The sequence below is a fragment of the Acetobacterium paludosum genome (assembly GCF_008086595.1).
GTDB classification, from domain to species: domain Bacteria; phylum Bacillota; class Clostridia; order Eubacteriales; family Eubacteriaceae; genus Acetobacterium; species Acetobacterium paludosum.
Map to the genome: position 1 here is coordinate 76,221 of NZ_RXYA01000005.1, position 20,409 is coordinate 96,629.

Here is a 20,409-nt window from a genome sequence, read left to right on the forward strand (position 1 = left end):
TTACCTCCCAAGTATATCTTCAATTTTATTTTTCAATCGTTCTGTTCGACATTTTTCAGCCGTTATAATACTTTGAACTCTTCGTGCTGCATCTTCAAGGTCATCATTGATAACGATATAACTATAGTCGTCAGCATTTCTCATTTCTTCATATGCGCAGTTTAGTCGCATTTCCATTTGTTCCTTACTTTCAGTGCCCCGTTCTTCAATTCTTCGTCGTAATTCCTGCATTGACGGTGGCACAATAAAAATGTAGATTCCTTCTTTGTAATTACTTCTCACCTTTGCTGCACCTTGAATATCAATCTCCAGAATTACATCATATCCGGATTCAAGTAGGTTTTCAACATAATCTTTGGGTGTTCCATAATAATTTTCATAAACCGTCGCATACTCTAAGTATTGTCCCTGCTTAATTCTTGTTTCAAAACTTTCTTTTGAAACATAAAAATAATCGCGTCCCTGTTTTTCATAATTCCGTGGTTTTCTAGTGGTTTCAGAAATGGAAAGACGCAGATCCGGATTTTTTTGACATATTATCTTACAGACACTTCCCTTTCCTGCACAGGAAGGTCCTGATATCACGATAAGAATACCTTTTTCTCTTTCGAAAAATAGCTCCGACAATTGCTTTTTATTTACTTCCTGGTTTTCAATTGGACAATCACTCATAGACTTAATAAACACCCCTACTCAATATTTTGAATTTGCTCTCTTATCTTTTCGATTTCGCTTTTTACATCTACAACAATATTTGCTATCGCTAAATCATTGGCTTTTGATCCAATTGTATTAATCTCTCGATTTATTTCCTGAATTAAAAAATCCAATTTTCTTCCAACCGGTTCAGTTTCATCTATAATGCCTTCTAATCGTTCTAAATGACTTTGCAGACGAGTTAATTCCTCATCAATATTAAGTTTGTCCGACATAAGTGCAACCTCTGTCAATAAACGTTTTTCGTCTATATCAATGGATTCAACATAAGAAGATATTTTTCCCCGCAGTTCTTCTTTGTATCGCTCAAGCATATCCGGACTTCTCTTTTTTATTTCTATTATATAATCTCGAATCACCTGGCATCGATTTGTTACATCATGTTGTAGGGCGCGTCCTTCCCTTTCCCGACTTGCATCAACTTCCGCTAACGTCTTTTGTAAAATCGGTTCGATCTTAACCCAAATACTTTCATAATCATCATGATCTTCTTCAATCATCATCACATCGGGAAATTTTGAAATTAATGATAAACTCAAGTCATCACCGATCATGGAATCAAGCCTGCGGATTTCATTTAAAACGGAGATATAGTTTTTTGCTAAATCACGGTTAAAAACAATCCGTTTGTTTTTTGCTCCTAGTTCAGTATATTTTATGAAGACCTCAATTCGCCCTCTTGAAATGCTTTGTGAAATCGTATTTCTGATTTTTTCTTCAATCGGATTAAGTGTTTTGGGAATTTTTATGAAAAAGTCTCTAAAACGATGATTAATTGTCTTAATTTCAATTGAACAATCCACTTCTTCATCACGAAAATCTTTTCGTCCAAAGCCTGTCATACTTTTCATGGCGTTTCTCCATTTCTACTAAAATCTGCTATGTTAATTTTTCTTTTAAACCATTTTACCGGGTTGCCTCTATATTAAGTGCTTCCTCAAGAAACCTTGCTATCTACATTTTGATCGGTTTTTCTAATCTTTTGATCACCGTTAAAGATAAGTAGGTACCCGTTCCACTTTCCTCAGTAAAACCAACACCCCTTTCCCTCATGATCACATTAATATGTTCACACCACCAAGCCTTCACAAATTCACATTGCTTTTAATATCCTTTTAATATCCTGTGAAACTCATTAAGTACTATCTCTCATATATCTTATTATACACTACATAGTTACTTAATTTATACACTATATCGAATTCTTCTTAAAAAGTCAAGAATCCACCCTACATTTGTTGTTGAATTCAATATCCATTTAAATTTTCAACTGTGATCATCTTTTATTTTTTTAAAAGACTTTTACATCTTAGCAGAACATGATAAAATCAAGCCAACAATTCGAAAGGAGCATCATTAATATGGCTTACGACGGCGTTACCCTGTATCATTTAATTAAAGAATTTAAAGTCCTCTTAACTGGAGGCCGAATTCGAAAAATATATCAACCGGAAACTGATGAAATTAGGATTCTGGTCAATATAGGCAAAGAAAATTATCATGTTCTCCTCTCTGCCAATGCCAGCAATCCCATGGCTTACATCACCAAAACAAAGAAAGAAAACCCCAGTGCTCCGCCAAGCTTTTGCATGGTTCTGCGAAAATATATTCTAAATGGCACCATTGTTGACATTACCCAACATGAAACGGATCGTGTTTTGGAGATATCAATCTCCTCAAAAAATGAATTTAATGATACGGTTATTCGAAAGCTTCTTGTGGAAATCATGGGACGAAACAGTAATATTATCCTAGTTGACGAATCCCAGAAAATTCTGGATTCAATGAAAAAGGTCGGTTCAACTTCCAGTCGATATCGCCAAATTCTACCCGGCCGGGATTACATTTATCCACCTGAAAACAACCGTTTGAATTTTTTAAAGTTCGACACCGATTCCTTTAACAACATCCTTCTTCTCAATCAGGATGTGACGGTTGAAAAAACATGCATTCAGGCATTTTTAGGAATTAGTCCTGCTATTGCCAGGGAAATCGCCTTTAGAAGTGGGATTAATCCCAACAGCAGTATATCTGAACTCAGCAAAAAGCAAGAACAATATTTTTATAAAGGTTTTTGCCAGGTTATTGATTCTTTCAAAGAGAGCGCTTATCCTAATATAATTTACCAGAATCGGAGAATGGTTGACTTTTCAACCATAGACCTTCACCATTTACGGGAAGATTATCACCGTGAAACATATTCAAGTGTATCTGAGATGCTTGAAGACTATTACTATAAACGTGATAAAGCAATCCGTTTCAAAACACGAAGTGCAAATCTCCGCCATCAACTGGATACCCTTCTTAAAAAGAATGTTAAAAAATTAAAAAATTTACATCTTGATGAGGAATCATCCCATAAAAGTGAAAAATACAAACTCTATGGCGATTTGATTACCGCTAATATTTATGCCCTTGAAAAAGGTCAGGAAACTGCCACTCTTATTAATTATTATGACTCTGATTGTCAAAGCATTGAGGTGCCGCTAAAAGTCAACCGAACACCTGCTCAAAATGCTCAAAGTTATTATAAAAAATATAATAAGAGTAAAATTGCATTACAACACTTAAGCGGCTATATCAAGGAAACCGAAGATAAAATTTACTATTTAGAAAGTCTCATCAATGGACTGGATCAATCCACTGAACTCGATGAGCTGGATGAAATTCGGCATGAATTTCTTCATTCCGAGTTTAACAAAAAAACACTTTCCAAAGAAGATAAAAAAAAGCAAACGCCTTCAAAACCCCTTCACTATCTTTCATCCGAAGGTTTTCATATTTTTGTCGGAAAAAACAACTACCAAAACGATTATATCTCCACAAAAATGGGGAAAGATGAAGATTGCTGGCTTCATGTAAAAGATGCCCCCGGCTCTCACGTTCTTATTATGGCAAATGGACGTTTCATTCCTGAGAAAACCGTTTTGGAAGCAGGAGTTTTAGCCGCTTTTTACAGCAAATCAAAAAATTCCAGCAATGTGCCGGTGGATTATCTCGAATTCAAATATTTGAAAAAACCGAGCAAAGCAAAACCTGGGATGGTCATTTTCACCAATCAGAATACTATGTACGTCACGCCCAGCCAGGACGCCGTTGATGCCATGGAAATCGTCATCGATAATAACTAGAAAACAAACATATTCCCTAAGGGCGATCACGGATCGCCCTGCCAAACAATAGCCGTGTTCGATTTCATAAGGCAACTGTTTTTCCTTGAAAATAATGACTTTTGCTATTTTAATCCTTTTAAAAGTTCAATGAAATTTTCCGGTAAATGAGCCTTAAATATAAGGTTTTCCCCCGTTCTGGGATGAACAAAACCCAGCGTATGGGCATGCAAACACTGTCCCTGTGTTTTAAAGGGATTTTTTTTGTCCCCCTTGCCATACAGCGGATCTCCTGCAAGGGGATGCCCGATTTTTTCCATGTGTACCCGTATTTGGTGAGTGCGCCCTGTTTCAAGCTGAAAGCGTACAAAAGTATATTGAGCAAATCGTTTGATCACCTCAAAATGGGTGATCGCATCTTTCGAGTTCTTTTCGACCACCGCCATTTTGATTCGATCCACAGGATGTCGCCCAATGGGCATGTTCACGGTTCCTTTATTGGGTTTTATCACCCCCTTAACAAGACCATAGTACTGCCGCAGAATGGTATGCTCTTTAAGCTGCTCAGACAACCCATGATGGGCACAGTCCGTTTTCGCGATCATCAATAGTCCAGAGGTATCTTTATCAATTCGATGAATGATTCCCGGTCGCATAACACCGTTAATATTCGAAAGATTCTTGGTATGGTATAAAAGCCCATTTACAAGGGTTCCCTGATGATTTCCCGGGGCCGGATGAACCACCATTCCCTGAGGCTTGTTGAGTACAATGACGTCATCATCTTCATAAATAATATCTAAAGCCATATGTTCCGGCACGATATGACATTCCCGAGGTTCTGGAATTGTAAGGGAAATATTTTCCCCACCTTTCAGGTGATAACTGGCCTTCTTTTTTTGACCATCTATCAACACATTTCCTGCTGTTATCAACCGTTTTACATATTCTCGTGAATAATCACCAGGCAATGTACAGCAGAATTGATCGAGGCGTTGATCACTTTCTAATGGCACTATGTAGTCAAATTGCTGTTTATTCATTAATATTTCTCCCTTTTATTGCCCATCAGATGTACTTATCAACTTCCACTCGGATATTTCCTTTTTTTGTTCGATCTTCCATGCTGATAATCTTGGCTTTGCCTTTCCCTCTTAAAGAAATGATATCTCCGGAATTGATTCGAAAATCATTCTTGTTAATTTCAGAATAATTAACCCGAACCTTTCCCTGTTTAATAAAAACCAAGCTGTTTTGCCGGGAGAATCCCCAAATTTTATTAATAATGCCATCCATTCGATTGGATGCAACAACAAATGAAACACGTTCGAAATTTTTATCAAGGGCCATCATTTCAGATGATTCTTTAATTTGTATTTTTATTTCTCGACCTTTCACTTTATTAAAATTTATCCATAAAAAATCCTGGAGCCTTTTATTTGCAATCAATTGGACTCGCTCTTCACCAACATTAATATCACCAATACTTTCTCTGGTAATGCCTAGGTGCATCAGTTCTCCAAGAATATTGCGATGATCAAGAGACATTTTTTTCTCAAACTCGATCGCAAAAATCGGCCATTCCAAGTCTTCTTCATTCACATAATCTGGAAAAATGCACAACATTTTTCTTTCCGCATCCTGGCAACCTCCAAAAAACAGATAAGGGACACCATAATTTTTTATGGTGTCCGCTATCTTTTGCTGGAATATTTCATCGTAGAAATCAAAAAAACGGGGTGCAAAATTATTATTGCAGGCATCTACCACACGTGATAATAAAAAAACATCTTTTTTTTCTGTCATAAGACATCCTTTCATATTTCCGAAATTCATCCTCATCTTAAAAGATAAGTGTAATTATCTTTTGGTAAAGGGGATAGAAAACCATTTGTAATAACAGAATTGCAGCAAAAGGAGAAAAGTCAATCGGTCCAAATACTGTAAATCGGCGTAATGGTGACAGGATCGGTTCTGTCAGACCGTAAATTGTCTTTACAATAATATTGTCTGGATCCGGTCTCACCCAGCTAAAAACGATATTAACAAAGATTAAAACCGTAATCAGCTCAAACAAATAATATCCTGCTGTTATAAAAATTCCCTGAAGCATAGGCAATCCTATTCCATGTCCTCATCCCACTCCAAGATTGGTGCATTAAAATCGACATCATCTCTTTCGGGATTGGTTAATACTGATACTGCTTTGGGAGCTAAAATGAATACATTATCCGCGATTTTATTAATTGAACCATCCAATGCGAACAATGCGCCACTTAAGAAATCAAAAATCTTACGGCCATTTTCATAGTCGGTATTTTTCAAGTTTAATACGACTGTTTTGTTATTTCGAATTTTATTACAAATACTTGGAGCATCTTTAAAAACTTCAGGTTCTAACACTAATACTTCCGGACCTTCATCAAAGGATAATTCACTATGTCGTGATGTCGATGTTTTTTTTGCTTTTGGCGAACTGAATGCACTCTTGTTATCTTCAGTGTGGTCATCATAAACATCCTCTTCATAGATTTCATCGTAACCATCCTCATTATCCACTTCCATACCAAAAACCTTAATAATTTTATCCTTAAATTTTTCTGCCATCATATATCTCCTAACTACTAAATATTTTTCGTCCAATTCTTATCATATTGGAACCCTCTTCTATTGCAATTGTGTAATCATCAGTCATACCCATGGACAAGTAAGTCATTTGTATAACGTCGTCCAAAATTTTCTCTTTTATTTTATCATAAATTCTTCGTAATTCCACAAAAATATTCCGAATTTCTTCATTATTTTGTGTTAACGGACCAATTGCCATAAGGCCTTTTACTTTGACATATTTATACTTAGGAATCGCTTTTAGCACTTCCTCCAGATCTTCTATCAAAATACCTGATTTACTATCTTCTCGAGCTAAATTTAATTGCAGTAATACCGACGTAACCGTCTCTTGTTTTTTGCTTTCCTTTTCAATTACATCCAATAATTCGAGAGAATCGACTGAATGTATCAGAAAAGTTTTTCCAATCAAGTACTTCACTTTGTTTTTTTGTAAATGTCCAATAAAATGCCAACGCGGTTCATTTCCAAATTCTTCGTATTTTTTTAAAAAATCCTGAACCTTGCTTTCGCCTAGATCATGGACCCCCGCATCCAGCACTGCTTTTGTATCTTCAATGCTGTGATACTTGGTGACAGCAACAAGCGTTACATTATTTGGAATCTCTGCTTTTATCTTATTAATATTATCAGAAATCACACTTTCACTTCCTTATGGATGAATGCTTATTCGCATTCCACTACCTAAATTGGGATTATCTATTTCTTTCAATATTGCATCCCCATTGTTATATTTTTCTACCGAGACGGCTAATGAATTTTTAAAATAGTCTTTTGTAACAATATTTACTTTTGTTTCACCATTTTCTTTAAATACTGCACTTTTAGGTATTTCAAATGCATTGTAATCTTGAATGTATATTGCTGCATCCCCAATAACCACATCAGAAAAATCATTGACATAATCTTTAACCATCAGCACAATTATCTTTTGATTACCCTCTGTTACAATATCAACAAAATAACCAGAATATATTTTTTTATTATACTCAAACCGAAGTTCCGGAAAATAATAAAGTTGATCGATCCGTTTGATTAAAAAATCATAATATTCTTGATTAATTCCGCTATCTGCAGTCCCCATCATCTCAGCTTTAAGAGAAAGCACTTTATCCTCTCCCATTATACTCTTATCTTCTGGAATTGTAAAAGCAACATAGACATGATCGTTGTTGACCACTTTAAAAAGACTTTCTGATTCTTGATCAATCTTGCTTACTGAATCTAAAAAAGCAGTATTGATATACGGCAATATGTTTTCATCTAATGTTTTTTCAACCGGTTTAATCGTTGTATAAACGTAACCACTCGAAAGCATTCCTAAATTATTAAGCGTTATCTCTTTTTCTTGTCCGCCGAGTAAACCAACAAACTTCTGACGCTTTGCCTGCAACCCATTCAAGTCAAGTCCCATGTATTGAACCGATTCAATTAGGAAATTTTTGCGTTCCCGCTCAGTTTCCCCAATCTGACTTGTAATACTGGTCATCCCCTGATAATTTGTAACAATATCTCCAACAATTCTGCCCCAGTTATTATAATACTCCTCTGAAATGATTGTATCAATCACTTTGATTTGTTCATTTAAATAATCTGTATTGACAACTTTTGGCGTATTGGTGAGCGGTTGATATCCATTGGCCTTTTCGCCCTCAGATAGTGAGAGATCACTGGCTGAAAAATTATCAAGTATTCGATAATCAACATCTTTAAAAAAATACATTTCTGTTTTATATGACTCCGTATACTCTTTCTTCTCAAGAAGCATACTCATACTACTACGATAACCTGAAACAACAATTATCGCTACAATAAAAAAAAAACGATGCCAACAGTTGTTTTCTTTAATGAATTGACTCGTCTATTATTTTTCCGTTTTACTTTTCCCATATTATCACCTTATAAAAAAATGGTCTGAGTGAGAGGATTTGAACCTCCGGCCTCTTGACCCCCAGTCAAGCGCGCTACCAAGCTGCGCTACACCCAGACGGTAAACATATTATAATGATTAATGGCCTATTAATCAAGTTATTTTTCATTTTTGTTCATTTAGCTCAGTAAAATTTAGTTTGAATTAAGGGTATCTAGTTTCTTAACTCACAGATACCCATTATATTTTTATCTCATTCCTCATTAAATCGAGTTCTTTTATGTTATTTTTATATTAAATCTCATCAACACTGATACCAAGATCAATCAACTGATCAAGCTCTGCTTCTGCGGGAGCATTCATCATCAGGCAACCATGATTTTGCGTTTTGGGGAACGCAATAACGTCACGAATATTATCACTATCCGTAAGCAGCATAACCAATCGGTCTAATCCAAATGCTAAACCGCCATGAGGAGGTGTTCCATATTTAAGGGCTTCCAAAAGAAATCCAAATTGTCTCCATGCCGACTCTTCGGTAAAGCCCAAAGCTTTAAAAACTTTGCTCTGAATTTCCTGGTTGTGAATACGAATACTCCCACCACCAAGTTCGACGCCATTAATAACCATATCATAAGCATCTGCCCGGACTTTTAACAGATCCGTTTCAAGATATGGTATATCCTCCGCTAATGGCATTGTAAAGGGATGATGCTTTGCAGTATATCGACCCGCTTCAGCATCGTACTCCAACAAAGGAAAATCAGTGACCCATAAAAAATTATATTGATCATTTAAATCATAGTCCAGTTTTCTGGCTAATTCCAATCGCAACTGTCCCAACGCATTACAGACAATTTCATTGGTATCTGCAATAATGAAAATCAAGTCGCCTGGTTCTGCATTGGTTCTGTCAAAAATCGCCTGTTTTTCGGCATCAGAAATAAATTTCAGAATTGGTGACTTCATTTCGCCTTCTGAAACATCGATCCATGCAAGCCCTTTTGCTTTATATATTTTTGCAAAACTTTCAAGTCCTTTAATAGCCTTTTTACTTAGCTTATCCTGAGCTCCTTTGGCATTGACTGCCCGGACGCTTCCGCCTTTTTTGATTGCCCCTGAAAAGACTTTAAATTCAGAATCTTTAACAATATCTGACAAATCCATAAGTTTCAACCCAAAACGTGTATCCGGTTTGTCCGAACCGTATTGATCCATAGCTTCCTGATAAGTCATTCGCATCATCGGAATCTGTACCTCAATGCCTTTGATTTCTTTCATTATCCTAGCAATCATACCTTCACTGATGGCAATTATATCGTCTTTATCAACGAAGGACATTTCCATATCGATTTGGGTGAACTCCGGTTGACGATCCTGCCTTAAATCTTCATCTCGAAAGCATCTGGCAAGCTGATAATATCGATCTATACCGGAAATCATTAAAATTTGTTTGTATAATTGAGGTGACTGTGGCAGTCCAAAGAATTTTCCTTTTTGCACCCGCGACGGCACCAGGAAATCTCTCGCTCCTTCTGGAGTAGGTTTAGCAAGTATCGGCGTCTCAACTTCGCAAAAGCCTTGTTCATTTAGATAATTTCTGGCAATCGCAGCAGTTTTTGCACGGGTCATCAATATTTTCTGAAATTTCGGTTTTCGCAAATCAAGATAACGGTATTTTAGGCGTACCGCCTCATTTGTCTGATCATTGTCTTCAATATAAATCGGCGGTGTTTCAGCTGTATCAAGAATTTTCAACTCTTGTATTTCAACTTCAATTTCACCGGTTGGAATATTTGGGTTAACATTCTGTTCGGTTCTTAATACGACTTTGCCCTTAATCTTTAAGACATATTCATTTCTAACCTTTTCAGCCGTTTCAAACGCTTCCGGTTTTTCTTCATTAACGACGAGTTGAATCTTGCCAGAACGATCTCTTAAATCAATGAAGAGAACCCCCCCAAGATTACGACGGTTATCCACCCATCCTGACAGTTCAACAATTTTTCCGACATCATCTGCTTTTAATTCGCCACACATGGCATTTCTATAAAAAGTCTTCATTCTACCTCCGATATATATATACATTTTTATCATCTTAACTAACCTATATATTATAATGATGTTCTTACTAAATTGTCAAGTATGATTCCCCCAAAACAAAGGTTTAAAGTAAACTTTTGAACAAAAACAAGTATAAAAGAACCTACTTGTTAAGTTTCTTATAATCGTTCGCAACCAAAAATATTGGAAATTCTAAAAGCCAATTCTTTATCCTTTAGCATAATAAACACCGCAGATAAACAATTGGCCCTAATATTTTTATTTTTTTGCAATGAAAAGCTCATACATTTTAAGCTTTTTCATAACAATCTCTTCAAACCGATCATTATAAGTCTTGACGTCTTTCACCGTAAAAACTTTTTGGATACAGTCATTAGTTGGTTCATAGAGGTTTCCAGTTGAGCCGGCACCGATCCCAATGGTTGACTGACACTCGGACATCATCATGATATTGTATATCCCTTCATGTCCAGGTTTTGCGTAACCAATATTCTCACTGTTGCCTCTTGTGTATTTTAAACGGTATAAATAATAGGGGTCGTAGGTTTGTTCATGCAAACAATTTTTAACCGTTTGATAGAATTCCTCTCCATATCCTTTACTGACAACAATACCATTCTGATTTTTTATTTCAGAACCTTTTTTTATCGAAAGATTATGAATTGTTATATTCTCCGGATCGAATGATATCACTTTTTTTAAGGTATCGAAAAAGTCATCCGGACCTTCATCACCCAGACCTATAATAAGATCCATATTCAACGTTTCAAAACCAATTGATTTTATTAGCGCTACCTGTTTTTCAACCAAGCCCTCTTCCCACGGCCTTGCAACTGCAAGCATCGTTAGAGGATTCATCGATTGCGGATTGAGGCAGACTCGCTGAACACCATGTTTTTTGGCAACTTCCAATTTTTGCTGAGTAATCGTGTCCGGACGTCCGGCTTCTAAGGTATACTCTCTAAGATTGGAAAGATCAAAAGAACTTTCCAAGACTGTCATCAAACTGTCTAACTGCTCTGCCCTTAGAACAGTTGGTGTCCCGCCACCAATATAAAGCGTATCAACAGATATTTCCAATGTCTTAAATAGTTTTCCAACTCGATCGGCTTCTAACAGTAAATTATTGAAATACGCATTTAAATTAATTCCTTTTTTGTCAACAATGGTTGAAACAAACGAACAATAAGCGCATTTAGAAGGGCAAAGCGGAATTCCCACATAAATACTCACCCGTCTCTTGCCATTACAATCTATTTCTGGAATCATAAAAGGTTTTTGTTTTTCAGCCAGATCAATCAGGAGTTTTGCCCGATCACTGCTGACCCGATAATCTTCTCTGAATTTTTTTTCGATTTTTGGGGAATCCAATCCCATCTCAAAATATTTTCGTGCCATTTTTACAGGCTTTATTCCGGTTAATGTACCCCACTGAAGATTTCTCTCAAAATATTCACACAGAAAATCATAAAGAAACCCCTTGTAAACGCTGTTATCAAGGGAGTCTTCAATACTCTTAAACGGGAACCGCCGTACTAATGATTTCTTGTCCTTCCAGGACAAAGACAAAACAACGCGATCCCCTTCATTTTTTTGAGAAAGTACACCTTCTGCTTCACCCTCCAGAATATTTTTAACGCCTGGATCAAAGGCCTGATATAATTCATGAAAATTGTATTCCAGCGATGGACGCTCTAAATCAAAACGAAGAACTCTTATATCCATTCTCCTATACACATCCTTTAAAAAATGGATTATGTGCTTTTTCGTAGCCAATGGTTGTATTTTCCCCGTGTCCAGGCAAAACTTTTGTATTATCATCCAAAACAAACAGTTTTTTTTGGACGCCGCTTAGCAATTCTGCCAGATCACCATCAGGAAAATCAGTTCTTCCAATCGATGTGTTGAATAAAGTATCTCCTGCAAAAAGCGTATCACCTACTAAGAAACACACGCCGCCTTTTGAATGGCCAGGCGTATAGAAGACTTGAATATTCATGTCTCCTACCTGGATTTTTTCGCCTTCAGATAAATAGCCATCTGCCGGTGCCAGATCAAAAGGCATCCCAATCGCCGTTGAAAGATTTCTCCCGGCATTGGTTAGACAATCGGCATCACTTTTATGAATCAGAACCTTGGCTCCTGTTATCTCTTTGATTTGACTAACACCGCCAATATGATCAAAATGTCCATGAGTTAACAATATATATTTAACCTTTAATTTATTTTTTTCTATGATTTCGACAATCCGTTGATCCTTAAATCCGGGATCAATCACTGCCGCTTCTAGAGATTTTTCATCCCAAAAAACATAGCAGTTTGTTCCCATTTGACCAAGGGATTTTTTAATAACTTTCATAATTTCTCCCTAAAATTGTTTTTCACTGTCCAGTAATAATGTCACCGGACCATCATTAATGATCGATACTTCCATTTCTGCCTGAAAAATTCCTGTTTCAACTTTTTTTACCGGCTGTTCTCTTATTTTTTTAACAAAAAGATCATATTTTTTCTGTGCTTCCGCCACCGATCCACTGCGAGTGAATCCCGGTCGTCTTCCTTTTCTGCAATCACCATAAAGTGTGAATTGTGAAACCAACAGTAATTCACCCGCACTATCTAAAATTGAGAGATTCATTTTTCCATCGGAATCATCAAAAATTCTCAAATTGACTATTTTATTGATTATATAATCCATATCTGCTTCTGTATCATCGGATTTTATACCCAGAAGCACGTTCATCCCATAACCAATCTTGCCAATGCTTTCATGATTAACCCGTACCTCTGAAGATGCTACCCTTTGTATCACTGCCCGCATCATTTCTCCTTACACTCTGTATATCTGAATAATTTCCTTGATTTTACTTAAATTTTTAATGAGCAAATTTAGCTCTCGACGGCTCTTTACCTCCAGGGTTGCCGTAAAATAGTCATATTCGTTTTTTTCTGTTTTTACATTCAGCGCCGTAACCGGAATTTTCATTTCAAGAAACATTTTTGAAATTTCTATAATCGTTTTGGGTGATTCATTTGCTTTAATATGAATTTCTGCTGTAAAAGACCCGGTACTGAATTTGTTCCATTCGACTTCCACTATTCTTTCCGGATCACTTAAATTTAAAACGTTGGAACAATCAGCACGATGAACGGATATTCCCCGTCCTTTTGTAATATACCCAACTATTTTATCACCAGGCACCGGATTGCAGCACTTCGCAAAATGCACATCAATCTCATTGTGTCCGGCAACGATGACTGTGCTACTGGTTTTCTTTTGTTCTTTTTGAGGTTTTTTAAAGACGATTTCTTCGACTTCCTCTGAAAATTCCTTGGGAAACAGAAGACGCATCTTTTGCAATACCGTCCCCGTTTTGATCCCGTTGTATCCTATTGCTGCGTAAAAATCATTAAGACTTTTATAGCCGCATTTTTCAGTAAGAATTTCTAAATTAGCTAAGTTTAAAAGATTGGAATGCTGTAGTCCTTCCCGTTTTATCTCCCGTTCAAGTACTAAGCGTCCCTTTTGGATGTTCTCATCTTTTTCTTCTTTTTTAAAATATTGTTTAATCTTATTTCTGGCATGAGGACTTTTTACAAAACTCAACCAATCCCGACTGGGACCATTTGAGTTCTTTGATGTCATAACTTCGACAATATCGCCGCTTTTTAATGGGCTGTTTAACGGCACAATCTTATTATTGACTCGCGCACCAACACAATTATTTCCAATATCACTATGAATCCGATAGGCGAAATCCAACGGACATGATCCTGCCGGCAACGGAACCACAGCTCCCTTTGGAGAAAAAACGTATACCTCGTCATTAAGCAGATCCACTTTTATCGTCTCTACCAGCTCACCGGCATCTTCTGAATCTCTTTGAAGTTCAAGCATTTGACGAAGCCAGGACATCTGCATTTCATATTTATTGTCCTTCGCATCTTTTGAATCGACTGAATCCGTCCGCCCTTCTTTATATTTCCAGTGGGCAGCAATACCGTATTCTGCTGTTTCATGCATCTCTCTTGTTCTAATTTGGATTTCAAAGGGTTCGCCTTTTGGCCCCATAACGGTTGTATGAATCGACTGATAGAGATTTGGTTTTGGCATGGCAATATAGTCTTTAAATCGCCCCGGTATTGGTGTCCATTGGGAGTGGACAACCCCTAGAACACCGTAACAGTCTTTTAATGAATCCACAATCACCCGAACTGCAATAAGATCATAGATTTCATCAAAACTTCTGTTCTGCTTTTTCATTTTTCGATAAATACTATAAAAATGTTTTGATCGGCCATAGATTTCTGCATTTGTTCCAACTTTTTCAATTTCTCGTGCTAATACTTTGATCACATCAGCAATATAAGCTTCTCGGGCACTTTTCTTAATTTTAATTTTATGAACCAAATCATAGTAACCTTCGGGATCCAGATATTTCAACGATAAATCTTCAAGCTCCCATTTTATCGTTGAAATTCCCAGACGATTTGCCAATGGAGCATAAATATCCAAAGTTTCTTTAGCCTTCTCAATTTGCTTCGATTCACGCATATATTCCAGTGTTCGCATGTTATGAAGTCTGTCAACTAATTTTATTAAAATGACTCGGATGTCTTTTGACATTGCTAAAACCATTTTACGCAAATTTTCGGCCTGGCTTTCTTCTTTCGATTGAAAGCCTATTCTGCCTATCTTAGTGACGCCTTCAACTAAATCAGCTATATTTTCATTAAATGCCTCTTTAATATAATTATAGGAATAAATGGTATCTTCAATTACATCATGTAAAAGGGCAGCTACAATTGTTTCAGTATCCATCTGCATTTCTGCCAAAATATAGGCAACAGAAACCGGATGAATTATATAATCTTCCCCTGAAAGTCGCTTCTGATCCTTGTGAGCTTCCTTGGCAAGTTCATATGCCTTATAAATCATTTCGGTATCAGCATCTGGATTGTTTGCTTTTACTAGGTTTATTACATTGTCAATTTTTCCTTTTACTGCATCATTTTCCATATTGTATCTGCCTTTTTTCTATTTTAAAAAAATTTTAATAGGGATAAGTCACAATTGAATGAACAAAATAATCTTTTAGTAAATCACGGCCGCCCAATTCTGTGAGTTCGATCAGCGTAATTATCCCGGCAATCTCCCCCCCCAGCTTTTCGATAAGCCTTGTGGTTGCCATCAATGTTCCGCCTGTTGCGAGGAGATCATCCACAACAATGGCCCGATCACCTGGTTTAATTGCATTTTTTTGTATTTCAACAATATTTGATCCATATTCCAGATCATACGCTACTGAAGAAACTTCACCTGGCAATTTCCCGGGTTTTCTAACCGGCACTAAACCCGCTCCAATTAAATAAGCCAGCGGTGTCCCAAAAATATAGCCTCTTGCTTCAGGAATCGCCACCAAATTTGCATCCAAAGCCTTTGCAACCTTTGTCATTTCATCAATGACATATTGAAAAGCTCTGGGGTTTAAAATCAAGCTGTTAATATCCTTAAAGCTAATCCCGTCTTTGGGGAAATCTTCATACACCTGAATTTTATCTTTTAGATCCATCTCTTCTCCCTCACTCGTCACTTATTATTTTTTCTAATTTTATCATTAGTTTCGTATTTTGAATATCCTTTTTTTCATTGGCTGGAATTATTTTAGAGAAAACGATCTCATTCTTTATGCCATATGCAATCAATCCTGCTTCTCTTAGTATCTCACAAGACATTAGCACATGAAATGGTGAAACATTCTGACTGCCTTCACCGACCTTTTGGATTGGCACTCCATATTCTTCACTCTTTTTTAAAAGAACATAAATTTTGCGAATCATCACGACACTTAATTTCAGTTCTTCTAATAAATTCTCATTCATTAATATTTCAATTTTTTGTTTCGGATTTTCTTCCATAACAATTGTTTTTACCAACTGCATTGCCTGATTAACTTGCCAAACAGGATTCAGCTTAATGTCTTTTATCTGCAATTGCAAGGTTGTATTGCCGCGATACTCATTCATATCCAATCGACAAACTAACATGACGCCATTGTAATCTCCACCTAAAACATCAACTTGAGTGGAATAAAAGTCTCCCAGTCCGAAACCAACAGCTTTTAAACCATTTTTTAGACTCAAGCGCAAATGATTGTTTTCTCTGCCCATCGTTCCCATGGATATTGTCGTGACATTATTCATCAGAAACTGGATTCCCGGATTTCCCAATCCACAGGGCTCAAATAATGCCAATTCATCTAAAGTCGCCCAAGTGATGTCCGCTTCGTTTATTTGTGCATCGTAATACACTTTTTTTATCAACTGTTTTTTTATATCAACCGATTTTCCATAGTCAATGACTTTCGCTTTCATCATTTCGATGTTTTCTTTTTTGATGCTGAAACCAGCCGCTTGCTCATGTCCGCCAAAACTGATAAAGAGTTCTTCGCATGATAACAGTGCTTCAAAAATATTAAAGCCATCCACACTCCGGCAGGATGCTTTTCCTACTCCATCCTCAACACTGATCGTAATAACTGGGTTATAATACTTTTCCTGAATCCGGCTTGCTACGATACCAATAACACCGGCATGCCAATTTTCTCCCACAACAACGATAATTTCATCCTTATAAAGTTCTAATGAATCCACTGTTTGCAAAGCTTCTTCGAAAATTTTACTTTCTAATTCCTGCCGTTTTTTATTTTCATCACGTAGGAAGCATGCCGTTGACATTATTTTTTTAGTATCTGTTCCTATTAAAAGTTCCACAACATGGTCTGCTTCACCAAGACGTCCGGCGGCGTTAATTTTCGGACCCAGCACGAACCCGAAATGCCAAGCTTTTAAAGTCTTCAATTCGCTGACTTCCATCAAAGCCTGTAGTCCTGGGTTTTTAGGACCATTATTAAGATAATTCAATCCTAATGACACCAAACAACGATTTTCATCCTGAAGGGGAACGAGATCAGACACAGTCGCTAATGCCACGCATTCAATACTTTCCTGGAGATCTATGACTACATCGAGTATTTCACCCAATGCCTGAACAAGTTTGAATGCCACACCTGCTCCGCATAGTTCTTTAAATGGATATGCAGCATTTGGTACCTTTGGATTAATGATTCCATAAGCCTTTGGAAGGCTTCCATGACATTCATGATGATCTGTGATAATCACGTCACATTTTTTTTCATTGCAAAAATCGACTTGTTCATTTGCTGAAATTCCATTATCCACTGTGATTAATAAAGTCACGCCTGCAGCTATTATATCCTGAAGGGGAGAAATGTGTAGTCCATATCCTGTAACCAGACGGTTAGGGATAAAATAAGTCACATCAAATTCCTGTTCTTTCATGAATTTTAACAGAATTGCCGTACCGATTGTCCCATCTGCATCATAATCTCCGTAGATACATATTTTTTCATTATTTTCTCTGGCATCAATAATACGCTTTACAACTTTTTTCATGTCTTCAAATAAAAATGGATCATGCAGATCGTTTAAGCTTGGTTCTAAATAACGACGTCCCTCTTCGATGGAGGAACACCCTCGATTGATGAGAAGATCTGCAGCTAAAGCACTTAGCCCAAAACTACTGATTAAATCTTCTTCCAATTTTGTCCTGTTTTCTTCTCTGATGTTGTTTCTTTTGTTACGTAATATCCATTTTGTTTTTACTGTCATTACTCGACCTCTGAATTATTTTCTAGGTGTTCTATCCTTAATGGATAAAAACAAAGCGCCAGAGATATTTCTCTGACGCTTAAGCTTATTCAGCTTAAATTAAACTTTTGTCCCGCTTGTTTTTAAGCTCTTTTTATGTTGATACGTTTTAATGACATACCAAAGAGCCCCAGCGTTGAAAATAGAAGAATACGTTCCAATAACGACCCCAACCATTAATGGCAGTGCGAAATTCTGGATAGCCGGCACTCCAAAAATATACAGTGATGTAATCGCAACGAATGTCGCCACGGAAGTAAAAATACTACGTCTCATCGTTTGTGTTACACTGGCATCCAACAATTCTCCATAGGCATACTTCCCAAACTTTGGACGATTTTCCCGGATACGGTCAAAAACGACAACGGTGTCCATAATGGAATAGCCAAGGATTGTTAAAATTGCTGCAATAAATGGTGAGTTCACTTGAATTTGAAAAACTGAATAGACACCAACAACAACAATCAAGTCATGAACCAATGCCATAATAGCAGTTATACCAGAGATAAGTTCAAATCGAAAAGTAATGTAGATCAGCATTAATGCAACCGCAACAACAACGGCTTTAACAGCATTAGTAGCCGCCTCCGCTCCAATTGAAGCATTCACCGTATCAACCGATATTAAATCAGTATTCTGCAGACTATATTTGTCTTGAAAACCTGAAAACAAAGCCTGACGCTCTTCCGTCGTAAAACTTTTTTTAGTTGTAATAACGACCTCGGTTTGGGCGTCACCTGCATAGGTCACATCCGCACTTGGATCAAACTTATCTACAATAGCACGAGCATCGGCATTTTCAAAAGGCGTATGTAATTCAATACTAATAATAGTTCCGCCGATAAAATCGATTCCAAAATTAAGTCCCTGAATCAAAAGCGAACCTAAACTAATGGTAATCAATACTAGGGAGATACCAAACCATATTTTAACATTTTTTGCGATATTTAAATTCTTTTTCATAATGGCTCTCCTCCCTATAGTCCGTAAAAAGCATTATTGTTAAATAATCCTGTTTTGACCAAAATTTTTACTAACTGTTTCGTAATAACAACGGCCGTAAACATACTCACCAAAATACCCAAAATCAAGGTGACTGCGAAACCCTGGACGCTTCCGCTTCCGAGAAAGAAAAGTACAAATCCGGCAATCAAAGTTGTTGCATTTGAGTCGATGATTGTCCCAAGCGCTCTTTTAAAACCATTATCGATGGCCGTCAGCAATGATTTTCCAAGTCGGGATTCCTCTTTAATTCGTTCGAAAATGAGAACATTGGCGTCCACCGCCATACCAACCGTAAGAATCAGTCCGGCAATACCCGGAAGGGTTAACGTTACATTTAGCGCTGTCATAAGTATCAACAAAATCATGATATATATAATCAAAGCTAAATCAGCTAATACACCAAATCCTCGGTAAGCAAGCAGCATGAAAATAAGCACTGCGCTAATTCCAATAATACAAGCATGAAAAGTATCATTTAACGAATCTTGTCCTAATGTAGGACCAATCGTCTGAACTTCTACTGGTTCAAGCGTTACTGGAAGGGCCCCGCCGCGAATTAATTCAGCCAAACTTCCGGCTTCATCAAGACTCGCCTGTCCTTCAATCACTGCCTCGCCATTGGTAATTGCAACATTAACTGTCGGCGAAGAAATAACTTGATCATCCAATTTTATTTTTATCACTTGCCCGATATATTTTTGTGTCGCATCAGCAAAAAGCTTGGTTCCTTCTTCATTGAATTTAAGAGTTACCACCGGCTTTTGTACTCCGCTGCTATCTGTTTGCATAACACCCTTGGAATCTTCAATGTCTTGTCCTGTCAGAATAACTGAATCATCCGGGCCTAAAAACTCAAGCTGAGCCGTTTTCCCAATGAGACTCAGTGCTTCTTCCTGGTTGCTGATTGACGGAATCGAAACACGAATTCGATTATCACCCTGTTTCGTAATGGTCGGCTCGGAAACCCCGATGGAATTAATTCTTTGACTAATTGTTGAAATTGTCGAACTTATTTCATCAGATGTTACCGCTCCTCCATCAGTACTTGTGGCTTCTAAAACAACGTTAACCCCTCCGGTCAAATCCAAACCATACTTAATTGTGTTTTGAATTTTACCAATATCATACACGTTAACGGTAAAGCCGACGAACAACACATATGCTGCAACAATAATAAGCAGGATAATACCTATTAATTGGGCTATACTTTTCTTATTTACTTTCTGTTTATCCACACGCTCTCCTCCTTCGTTCATTCACAATTTTGTGAATCAAATTATATAT

18 protein-coding genes and 1 tRNA gene are annotated in these 20,409 nt (G+C 37.0%); 1 reads left to right on the plus strand and 18 read right to left on the minus strand.

From position 1 onward, the window contains the following. Both gmk and FZC41_RS06710 read right to left on the minus strand, forming a co-directional pair. Complete coding sequence (gmk, locus tag FZC41_RS06705) at positions 1-672, minus strand: guanylate kinase (RefSeq protein WP_148566631.1); 672 nt, start codon at positions 670-672, stop codon at positions 1-3. A gap of 17 nt (positions 673-689) precedes the next feature. Beyond that, on the minus strand, positions 690-1,568 hold the full coding sequence (locus FZC41_RS06710) for a YicC/YloC family endoribonuclease (RefSeq protein WP_148566632.1): 879 nt from the start codon (positions 1,566-1,568) through the stop codon (positions 690-692). A gap of 510 nt (positions 1,569-2,078) precedes the next feature. Between FZC41_RS06710 and FZC41_RS06715 the strand changes: the two genes are divergently transcribed. Beyond that, complete coding sequence (locus FZC41_RS06715; protein WP_148566633.1) at positions 2,079-3,848, plus strand: Rqc2 family fibronectin-binding protein; 1,770 nt, start codon at positions 2,079-2,081, stop codon at positions 3,846-3,848. 104 nt (positions 3,849-3,952) lie between these two features. Here FZC41_RS06715 and FZC41_RS06720 read toward each other — a convergent pair whose 3' ends face one another. From FZC41_RS06720 to secD, 16 genes are all read right to left on the minus strand, one after another. Next, positions 3,953-4,870 carry an RluA family pseudouridine synthase gene (locus FZC41_RS06720; protein ID WP_148566634.1) on the minus strand — a complete coding sequence of 306 codons (918 nt, stop codon included), beginning with the start codon at positions 4,868-4,870 and terminating at the stop codon, positions 3,953-3,955. A gap of 25 nt (positions 4,871-4,895) precedes the next feature. Further along, a complete protein-coding gene (locus tag FZC41_RS06725) occupies positions 4,896-5,633 on the minus strand; it encodes a YlmH/Sll1252 family protein (RefSeq protein ID WP_148566635.1) in 738 nt (245 codons plus the stop codon). 37 nt (positions 5,634-5,670) lie between these two features. Next, complete coding sequence (locus FZC41_RS17875) at positions 5,671-5,940, minus strand: YggT family protein (protein ID WP_148566636.1); 270 nt, start codon at positions 5,938-5,940, stop codon at positions 5,671-5,673. A gap of 8 nt (positions 5,941-5,948) precedes the next feature. Then, a complete protein-coding gene (locus FZC41_RS06735; RefSeq protein WP_148566637.1) occupies positions 5,949-6,437 on the minus strand; it encodes a cell division protein SepF in 489 nt (162 codons plus the stop codon). 7 nt (positions 6,438-6,444) lie between these two features. Next, positions 6,445-7,095: a YggS family pyridoxal phosphate-dependent enzyme gene (locus FZC41_RS06740; RefSeq protein WP_148566638.1), complete on the minus strand. Its 651-nt coding sequence runs from the start codon at positions 7,093-7,095 to the stop codon at positions 6,445-6,447. A gap of 12 nt (positions 7,096-7,107) precedes the next feature. After that, positions 7,108-8,229, minus strand: coding sequence for a biotin/lipoyl attachment domain-containing protein (locus FZC41_RS06745; RefSeq protein ID WP_243136665.1), 1,122 nt, complete (start codon positions 8,227-8,229; stop codon positions 7,108-7,110). Between the two features lie 136 nt (positions 8,230-8,365). Continuing rightward, a tRNA-Pro gene (locus tag FZC41_RS06750) sits at positions 8,366-8,442 on the minus strand. A 177-nt stretch (positions 8,443-8,619) separates the two neighbouring features. After that, positions 8,620-10,389 (minus strand): aspartate--tRNA ligase, encoded by a 1,770-nt coding sequence (gene aspS, locus FZC41_RS06755; RefSeq protein WP_170253886.1) that lies wholly within the window; start codon positions 10,387-10,389, stop codon positions 8,620-8,622. 258 nt (positions 10,390-10,647) lie between these two features. Next, positions 10,648-12,114 carry a coproporphyrinogen dehydrogenase HemZ gene (gene hemZ, locus FZC41_RS06760; RefSeq protein WP_170253887.1) on the minus strand — a complete coding sequence of 489 codons (1,467 nt, stop codon included), beginning with the start codon at positions 12,112-12,114 and terminating at the stop codon, positions 10,648-10,650. A 4-nt stretch (positions 12,115-12,118) separates the two neighbouring features. Next, complete coding sequence (locus FZC41_RS06765; RefSeq protein WP_148566640.1) at positions 12,119-12,748, minus strand: MBL fold metallo-hydrolase; 630 nt, start codon at positions 12,746-12,748, stop codon at positions 12,119-12,121. 9 nt (positions 12,749-12,757) lie between these two features. Further along, positions 12,758-13,210 carry a D-aminoacyl-tRNA deacylase gene (gene dtd / locus FZC41_RS06770; protein ID WP_148566772.1) on the minus strand — a complete coding sequence of 151 codons (453 nt, stop codon included), beginning with the start codon at positions 13,208-13,210 and terminating at the stop codon, positions 12,758-12,760. A 9-nt stretch (positions 13,211-13,219) separates the two neighbouring features. Next, positions 13,220-15,409: a RelA/SpoT family protein gene (locus tag FZC41_RS06775; protein WP_148566641.1), complete on the minus strand. Its 2,190-nt coding sequence runs from the start codon at positions 15,407-15,409 to the stop codon at positions 13,220-13,222. A gap of 34 nt (positions 15,410-15,443) precedes the next feature. Then, positions 15,444-15,962, minus strand: a complete 519-nt coding sequence (locus FZC41_RS06780; RefSeq protein ID WP_148566642.1) for an adenine phosphoribosyltransferase — start codon at positions 15,960-15,962, stop codon at positions 15,444-15,446. Positions 15,963-15,972: 10 nt separating this feature from the next. Next, positions 15,973-18,081 (minus strand): single-stranded-DNA-specific exonuclease RecJ, encoded by a 2,109-nt coding sequence (gene recJ, locus FZC41_RS06785; RefSeq protein WP_148566643.1) that lies wholly within the window; start codon positions 18,079-18,081, stop codon positions 15,973-15,975. A 99-nt stretch (positions 18,082-18,180) separates the two neighbouring features. After that, positions 18,181-19,083, minus strand: coding sequence for a protein translocase subunit SecF (gene secF, locus FZC41_RS06790; protein ID WP_148566644.1), 903 nt, complete (start codon positions 19,081-19,083; stop codon positions 18,181-18,183). A gap of 14 nt (positions 19,084-19,097) precedes the next feature. After that, positions 19,098-20,360: a protein translocase subunit SecD gene (secD, locus tag FZC41_RS06795; RefSeq protein WP_148602097.1), complete on the minus strand. Its 1,263-nt coding sequence runs from the start codon at positions 20,358-20,360 to the stop codon at positions 19,098-19,100. Between the last annotated feature and the right edge of the window lie 49 nt (positions 20,361-20,409).